The organism is Brevundimonas sp. BAL450 (assembly GCF_015767455.1).
GTDB classification, from domain to species: Bacteria; Pseudomonadota; Alphaproteobacteria; order Caulobacterales; family Caulobacteraceae; genus Brevundimonas; species Brevundimonas abyssalis.
Map to the genome: position 1 here is coordinate 226382 of NZ_JADWOW010000055.1, position 6477 is coordinate 232858.

The window sequence follows — 6477 nt, forward strand, 5'->3', positions numbered from 1 at the left end:
AGAAGCCATGATGCGACCCATAAGCCGCCGTCATGCGCTCCCCGGGCCTCGCTCCAGCGAGCGCAGGACTTCCTGGGCGAGAAGGGCGGCGGGCCCGGCCGCGCCCCGGGCCGACACCAGGGCGATCTCGCTGTCCGTCAGGGCGGGAAGAGGGCTCCCCAGCACAGTCAGATCGCGCGGCGCCATGGCGGCGGGGAGCACGCCGACGCCGAGGCCGGCGCGCAGGGCCGCCATCTGACCGGCGAGGCTCGGCGAGGTGAAGGAAGCGCGGAAGGCGACGCCCGCCCCGGCCAGGGCGCTCAAGGCCCGCTTGCGGTAGATGTCCGGGGCCGGCGCGATGATCAGCGGCAGAGGCGAGGCCTCGACGATCGAGGCGTCCAGGGCCACCCAGACCAGGGGCTCCCTCCAGACCCGCACGCCCAGCTCAGGCCCCACGGGCTCACGCTTTATCAACGCCAGATCGAGCATGCCGCGTGACATCTGGTCCAGCAGGTTTGCGGTGTAATCGCAGGTCACCGAAAGCTTGATGCGCGGATGGCTGCGGGCGAACGCGCCGAGAATCCCGGGCAGGTGCATGGTGGCGATGTCCTCGGGCGCGCCGAACCGGACCTCTCCCTCGAGGTCGCCGTCGCCCAGGGTCGATACGATCTCGTCATTGAGCCGCAGCAATCTGCGGGCCTGCGGGAGCAAGGCGGCCCCCTCCGTGGTCAGCCCGACGCCCTTGCCTTTCCGATCCAGAAGCGGCGACCGCAGCTGATCCTCAAGCCGGCGGATCTGCAGGCTGACCGCCGGCTGGGTGCGGCCGAGCAGGGCGGCGGCGCGCGTAAAGCTGCCGGTCTCAACCACAGTCACGAAAGCGCGTAGCAGGTCGACGTCCAGATTGACCACGCGCTCCGCCATCTCATTTACATCCCTTATGACCTTTATCACATCAATAAACTGGATCGCGGGTGCGGTCGAGGCCACTCGGGCGCACCCTCAACGGAACCGGTTTCATGCCCGACCTCTCCACCAGCCTCGCGCTTCTCACCTCCCCGGCGATCCTGTTCTTCTTCATCGGCGCGGCGGCCGCCTTCGCGCGCTCGGACCTGGCCATCCCCGAGCCGGTCGCCAAGGCGCTGTCGCTCTATCTGATGCTGTGCATCGGCTTCAAAGGCGGCGTGGAGGCGCGCCTCGCCGGCCTGAACGGGGACTTTCTGGCCGCCGCCGCCGTCGGCATCGGCCTCAGCGCCCTGATGCCGCTGCTCGCCTTCATCATCCTGAAGCGGACCACCAGGCTGGATCGTCCCACCCTCTGCGCCCTGGCGGCCACCTATGGCTCGGTGTCGGTGGTCACCTTCGCGGCGGGGCAGCAGCATCTGGAGACGCTCGGCCTGCCCTACGGCGGCTACATGGCGGCGGTGCTGGCCCTCATGGAGACCCCGGCCATCCTCACCGCCCTGATCCTCCTGAACGGCGCCGCCCGCGGCGAGCCGGGGCGTCGCCGGACCATCCTGAGAGAGGTGTTCGTCGGCGCGGCCACCGTGATGCTGCTGGGCAGCTTCCTCGTCGGCCTGATCTCGGGCGAGCCCGGCATGGCGCGCCTGGACGTCTTCGTCGGGCCCCTGTTCCAGGGCGCCCTGTGCATCTTCCTGCTCGACATCGGCCTGATCGCCGCCCGCCGTCTGATGGAGGGCGGCCGCAAGCTGTCGCCGGGCGTCGTCGCCTTCGCCCTGGGTTTCCCCCTGCTGTCCGCCGCCGTGGCGCTGGGGGCGGCGCAGCTGGCCGGGCTGACCGCCGGCAACGCCGCGCTCCTCACCATACTCGCCGGTTCGGCGTCCTACATCGCGGTGCCTGCGGCCATGCGGCTTGCGGCCCCCAAGGCCGACCCCGGCGTGTTCGTGACCGCATCCCTGGCGATCACCTTCCCGTTCAACCTCACCGTGGGCATCGCCCTCTACACCGCCGCGGCGGTCTGGCTGTCGGCGTGACATGGGACACCCCAGGCATCGCCCAGGGCGTGCGCTCCCCTACTCCGCCCCGCCCCGGATCACCCCGACCACCGCCTCGGCGTCGTCATTGGGCACGGCGAAGCTCAGCACATACTGCTCGACCTTCCAGCCGTCGTCCGTCAGCCGCAGCGCCCCCGACCCCCGCAGCACGCCATAGGACGCATGCGCCAGCACCTCGTCGAACCAGGCCACGCAGCGGCAGTCGATGTCCGCGATCGTCACCGTCCGCGCCGTCGCCTCATAGGTCCAGCCCCGCCCCGCCGAGAAGTGCGGCTCCGCATAGGCCCGGAATTCCTCAAGGCTCCACCGCTCTTCCGCATCCGTGCCGATGAACCGCGCATCCGGCGTGTACAGGTCGAAATAGGCCGCCCCGTCCGCCGCGCTGGCCGCCCCGTGCAGCCGGTCCAGCACCGCCCCGACCTCATCCTCCGGCGTCTGCGCCCCGACAGGCCCGGCGATCATCAGAACGGCGGCGGGGATGATCAGGCTGCGCATGGCGGCTCCTTCGCGAAACAGACCGCCCCTTGTGCCCTCATTCCCCGCTTTCGGGAACCGGATAGGTCTCGGGTTTCAGCACCTTCGCCAGCCCCGCCAGATTGCGCGCGGCGTTGCGCGCCACCCGGTCGGCGTAGTCGTGCCCCTCGTCGGTCTCCGTATAGTCCGGCCCCGGTCCCGGCCCCAGGTGCCAGTAGGCCCAGCTGTGCCCCGGAATGGTGAAGCCGATGTCGATCAGGGCCTGACACGTCGTCCCCACGATGTGGTGCGCCCCGTCCTCATTGCCGGTGATGATCACCCCGCCCACCTTGCCGAAGGCGGCGGGCCAGCCCGTGTCGTCGCTCTCCGACAGCATCCCGTCCATGCGCTCCAGCGCCCGCTGGCACACGCTGGACGCCTGCCCCATCCAGGTGGGCGTGGCCATGACCACGATGTCCGCCGCCATGATCCGGTCGTGCACCCGGGGCCAATCGTCGCCCTCGCCCTCGTCCGAGGTCACCCCCGGCATGATGTTCATATCCACCAGCCGCAGCATCTCCACCCCGCAGCCCTCGGCCTTCAGCTGGCCTTCCAGAACCTTCGCAAAGGCCTCCGTGCTGGACGACTTCGGCGAGGCCTTCAGGGTGCAGTTCAGGATCAGGGCGCGCATGGGATCTCCTTTCAGGGTCCCCACACCAACCCCGCCCGGTCCCGACCGTTCCCCCGATCTCCGCTCATCCCCGCGAACGCGGGGACCCAGTGCTTTGGGTGTTGCAGCGGATCAGGATCACGCACCGCTCGCCGGTCCTGAAGCGCCGGCGTCAAGCTGGACAGGACTGGGTCCCCGCGTTCGCGGGGATGAGCGGTGTTGGTGCACGAAGGCTCAGTTCGGCGCGATCCGGTCCGGCAGCGGCGCCCCGATCACCTCGGCGATGGCCTGCTGGGTGATCACGAACAGCGCATCCCTCTGGTGGTAATAGTTCGACAGCGCCACCACCGTCACATCCTGCGCCGGATGATAGGTGGTCAGCGCCCGGAACCCGGCCCAGCTGCCGGTGTGATAGATTTGCCCGGCCAGGAACCCCGGCTCCATGCGCGCGCCCAGGTCGGCCATGAACAGCCCGTATCCCCAGCCCCGCGGCGGCCGTCCCGGCGGGCCTTCATCCCCCGGCGGATTGTGCGGGCTGGTCATCACCCGATAGCTCTCCGCCGACAACAGCCGCCCCCCGTGCAGCGCCCGGTTCCAGGCCAGCAGGTCGTCCGCCGTCGAATACAGCCCGCCCGCCGCATAGACGATCGACGCATTGGACTCCGGCTGCGGCGTCCGCCCGCCCGCCAGCCACGCATAGCCCATGGCCGTCTCCACCGAGCCGTCATCGAACCCGGTGTCGTCCATGCCCAGCGGCTCAAAGAATTCCGTGCGCAGGTACGCGTGATAATCCTGCCCCGTCGCCGCCTCGATGATCGCCCCGGCCAGGTTGTAGCCCGCGTTGGAATAGCGGATGCGGCTGCCCGGCTCGAAGCTGAGGCCAAACTCCGCCGACGCCGCCGTCAGCTGCGCGGGCGTCTGGTGCGTCGTGCGCATCTCGCCCCAGCCCGGCCGCTGCATCAGGTCCGGAATGCCCGAGGTGTGGCTCAGCAGATGGTGGATGCGCACCGGCGCCCAGGCCTCCGGGCACGGCTGGATCCACCGGCACACCGGATCGTCCACGCTCAGCACCCCTTGGTCCTGCAGCCGCAGGATCGCCGCCGCCGTGAACTGTTTCGACACCGAGGCGATGCGGAATTTCGTGTCCAGCGCCATGGCCTCGTCCCGCTCATGGCTGGCCGTCCCGTAAACCTTGCGGAACAGCACCTCGTCGCCCCGCGCCACCAGCACCGCCCCGCTGAACCCGCCCGTCACCTGCAGCCCGTCGATCCGCGCCGACAGCTGCGGCAGCTGATCCACCACCACCGGCTCGGCCCGCGCCAGGGCGATGGGAACCGCCGCCTCCGCCTCATCCACCCGCCCCTGCCGCTCACAGGCGGAGAGGGAAAGGGACAGCAGCACCAACCCGGAAATCAGAACTCTGGTCACGCACGCATCCATACAAAGGGGGGGAGAGTCGGGGACACGTTACGCTTAGTTGGGCAGTGATGGGAGGCGGTGGCATGCCCAAATACCGGATGAGCGGCAAGGCGGGCTGCGTTGGCCGCGATTAGGCTGCAAGCGTACTCAAGCGCGGCGCCAATCGGAGGAGGGCGTAAGCGCGCGGCGCGTTTGGGCGACCATTAAATCGCAAGACGACACACTCCAGGTCGCGCGTAGTCAGCCACTCTCCAACTACGGGAGCTTGAATGCGGTTCACGTAGCCTATCCGATCTTTTCCAAGGAACACTTGGATGGCGTTTTCATCGTGCTCGTTAGTTGGCTCGGGGACTAAACGCAGCGCCTGTCCAACCTTAGGAACGACGGTCTTCGCCTCGTGTCGGAAGCCTGCGATTTCAAACGGCACTTCGCCAGCGGTTAGGTCCGGGTCTAGCGGGTCGACTAACGAGAAGCCGTCGCTTGGAAGGCGAGCCTCAGTCAGCGCAAATAGGGTAAGCCCAGACGGTGCTTCACTGGGGCAGATGGAGAAATATTCGAGGTATCTCGCAAAGTCCGATCGCGACTGTGGGGGGAGCCTTCGTTCGAAAGTCTCCATAACCCTGTCTGTGAAGACCTTACCCGGCGCGTACTCGAACGCAGGAAACGATACAAAGCCTTGACGGCGCATATCTTCTACGGATCGCCCAGCGTTCGCGGCTTCGAATTCAGGCCCCTGAAAATAACGAAACTGGACTCCGTCGGCACCGCGCTCAACTTGGCCGACTTGCCACCGTCGACGATCTTCGACTCCATCAGGTGCTTGCCACGCAAGAACGAGCTGGGTTGGCTCTGCTGGATTTTGGAACCAAACTTTCACGGCACATTCCTCAACGCCGCCTGCAAAGCGGTCCGCCTCGCTTTCAGTTGCGCAATCACGAAGTCCGCTCGCGCGTCCGAAAAGGGATCTGGAAACGGGAACGTCGTACACCACTGCGCGATTGCCTCGATTCGATGATCCGACAAATCTTGCGCTGCGTCCATCGCATCACCGATGCCGCCTCTGACGCGCCGCTTCATTTCCGCGCAGAGGGCTGCATGCTGTGCGGTGGCCCTATCGCCCGCAAGCCATCCATAGTGATGGCATCCCCCAGCGACCAGCTTCGCAATCTCTTCCGGTTGCGTTTTCGACAGCAGTTTAGCTTCAGTGATCCCGTACCCGAGGCTAGTTCCATTATCGAAGGCTGGCGCTAGCCGGTAGTGCGCAGCGTTGGGACGGAGCGTGACGAGGGTGCCCCAGTTTCGAGAGTGGCGATCAGTGTTGCCAATAACAGCGTCGAACGCGATTGTCCGAGCCCACCACTCCCTAGCTCGCGGTACCGCCAGCGATCGCGACAAGCTGATGTTGTCCAGTAGGCTGCCTCGCCTCTCGTTGGTCTGGAATCCGGCACCCTGAAGAAGTTCGATCGCGTCGACATACCGGCTCGGTTCGTCACCCGGATGGTCGTACATGAACTCAATCAACACTCCAGGCGCGCCGTTCCCCGGCCCCAAAGCCAAGAATGCTGGCGGGACCGGGATCAACAAATCGCGCGAAAGCTCATAAGCTATGACTTCGCTCCATATCTGCTTGGAGCGCCACCCAGCCGGCTCTTTGAATAGATATCGATGACCGCCGATGAGAAAATTGTGGGGCGGTGGATCTGGGCAGATGAATATGCGCTTGGGCTGATTGCCCTGCAGGCCGAACGGGTTGTCCTCTAGCGCCCAATCTCGCAGATCAACTACGTCCTGAGGATGCTGAACGATTCGCGGAGCAGTTGGCATCTCGATATCCTGCGCCAAGTTCCTTTTGGATGCATCTGTGTCCGCTAAGGGGTGACGATCCGAGCGCCGAAACGGCATCGGCGCTCGGATCGTCACCCCTTAGCGGACACAGATGCATCC

At 66.5% G+C, this 6477-nt stretch carries 7 protein-coding genes; 1 reads left to right on the forward strand and 6 read right to left on the reverse strand.

Going from position 1 to position 6477, the window contains the following annotated elements; genetic code table 11:
• Positions 1-30 precede the first annotated feature (30 nt).
• A complete protein-coding gene (locus IWC96_RS11495) occupies positions 31-900 on the reverse strand; it encodes a LysR substrate-binding domain-containing protein (RefSeq protein WP_196838967.1) in 870 nt (289 codons plus the stop codon).
• A gap of 95 nt (positions 901-995) precedes the next feature.
• Here IWC96_RS11495 and IWC96_RS11500 point away from each other — a divergent pair, with 95 nt between their 5' ends.
• Complete coding sequence (locus IWC96_RS11500) at positions 996-1970, forward strand: sodium-dependent bicarbonate transport family permease (RefSeq protein WP_196838968.1); 975 nt, start codon at positions 996-998, stop codon at positions 1968-1970.
• A 39-nt stretch (positions 1971-2009) separates the two neighbouring features.
• On the opposite strand, the gene IWC96_RS11505 is transcribed toward IWC96_RS11500, so the two are convergent.
• From IWC96_RS11505 to IWC96_RS11525, 5 genes are all read right to left on the reverse strand, one after another.
• On the reverse strand, positions 2010-2486 hold the full coding sequence (locus IWC96_RS11505; protein WP_231379018.1) for a nuclear transport factor 2 family protein: 477 nt from the start codon (positions 2484-2486) through the stop codon (positions 2010-2012).
• Between the two features lie 37 nt (positions 2487-2523).
• Complete coding sequence (locus IWC96_RS11510) at positions 2524-3135, reverse strand: flavodoxin family protein (protein ID WP_196838969.1); 612 nt, start codon at positions 3133-3135, stop codon at positions 2524-2526.
• Between the two features lie 213 nt (positions 3136-3348).
• Entirely contained in the window at positions 3349-4542 is a 1194-nt protein-coding gene (locus IWC96_RS11515) for a serine hydrolase domain-containing protein (protein WP_196838970.1), read from the reverse strand.
• A 121-nt stretch (positions 4543-4663) separates the two neighbouring features.
• Positions 4664-5221 carry an HIRAN domain-containing protein gene (locus IWC96_RS16240; protein WP_370541139.1) on the reverse strand — a complete coding sequence of 186 codons (558 nt, stop codon included), beginning with the start codon at positions 5219-5221 and terminating at the stop codon, positions 4664-4666.
• A gap of 185 nt (positions 5222-5406) precedes the next feature.
• Positions 5407-6375 (reverse strand): HipA domain-containing protein, encoded by a 969-nt coding sequence (locus IWC96_RS11525; protein ID WP_196838972.1) that lies wholly within the window; start codon positions 6373-6375, stop codon positions 5407-5409.
• Positions 6376-6477: the final 102 nt, after the last annotated feature.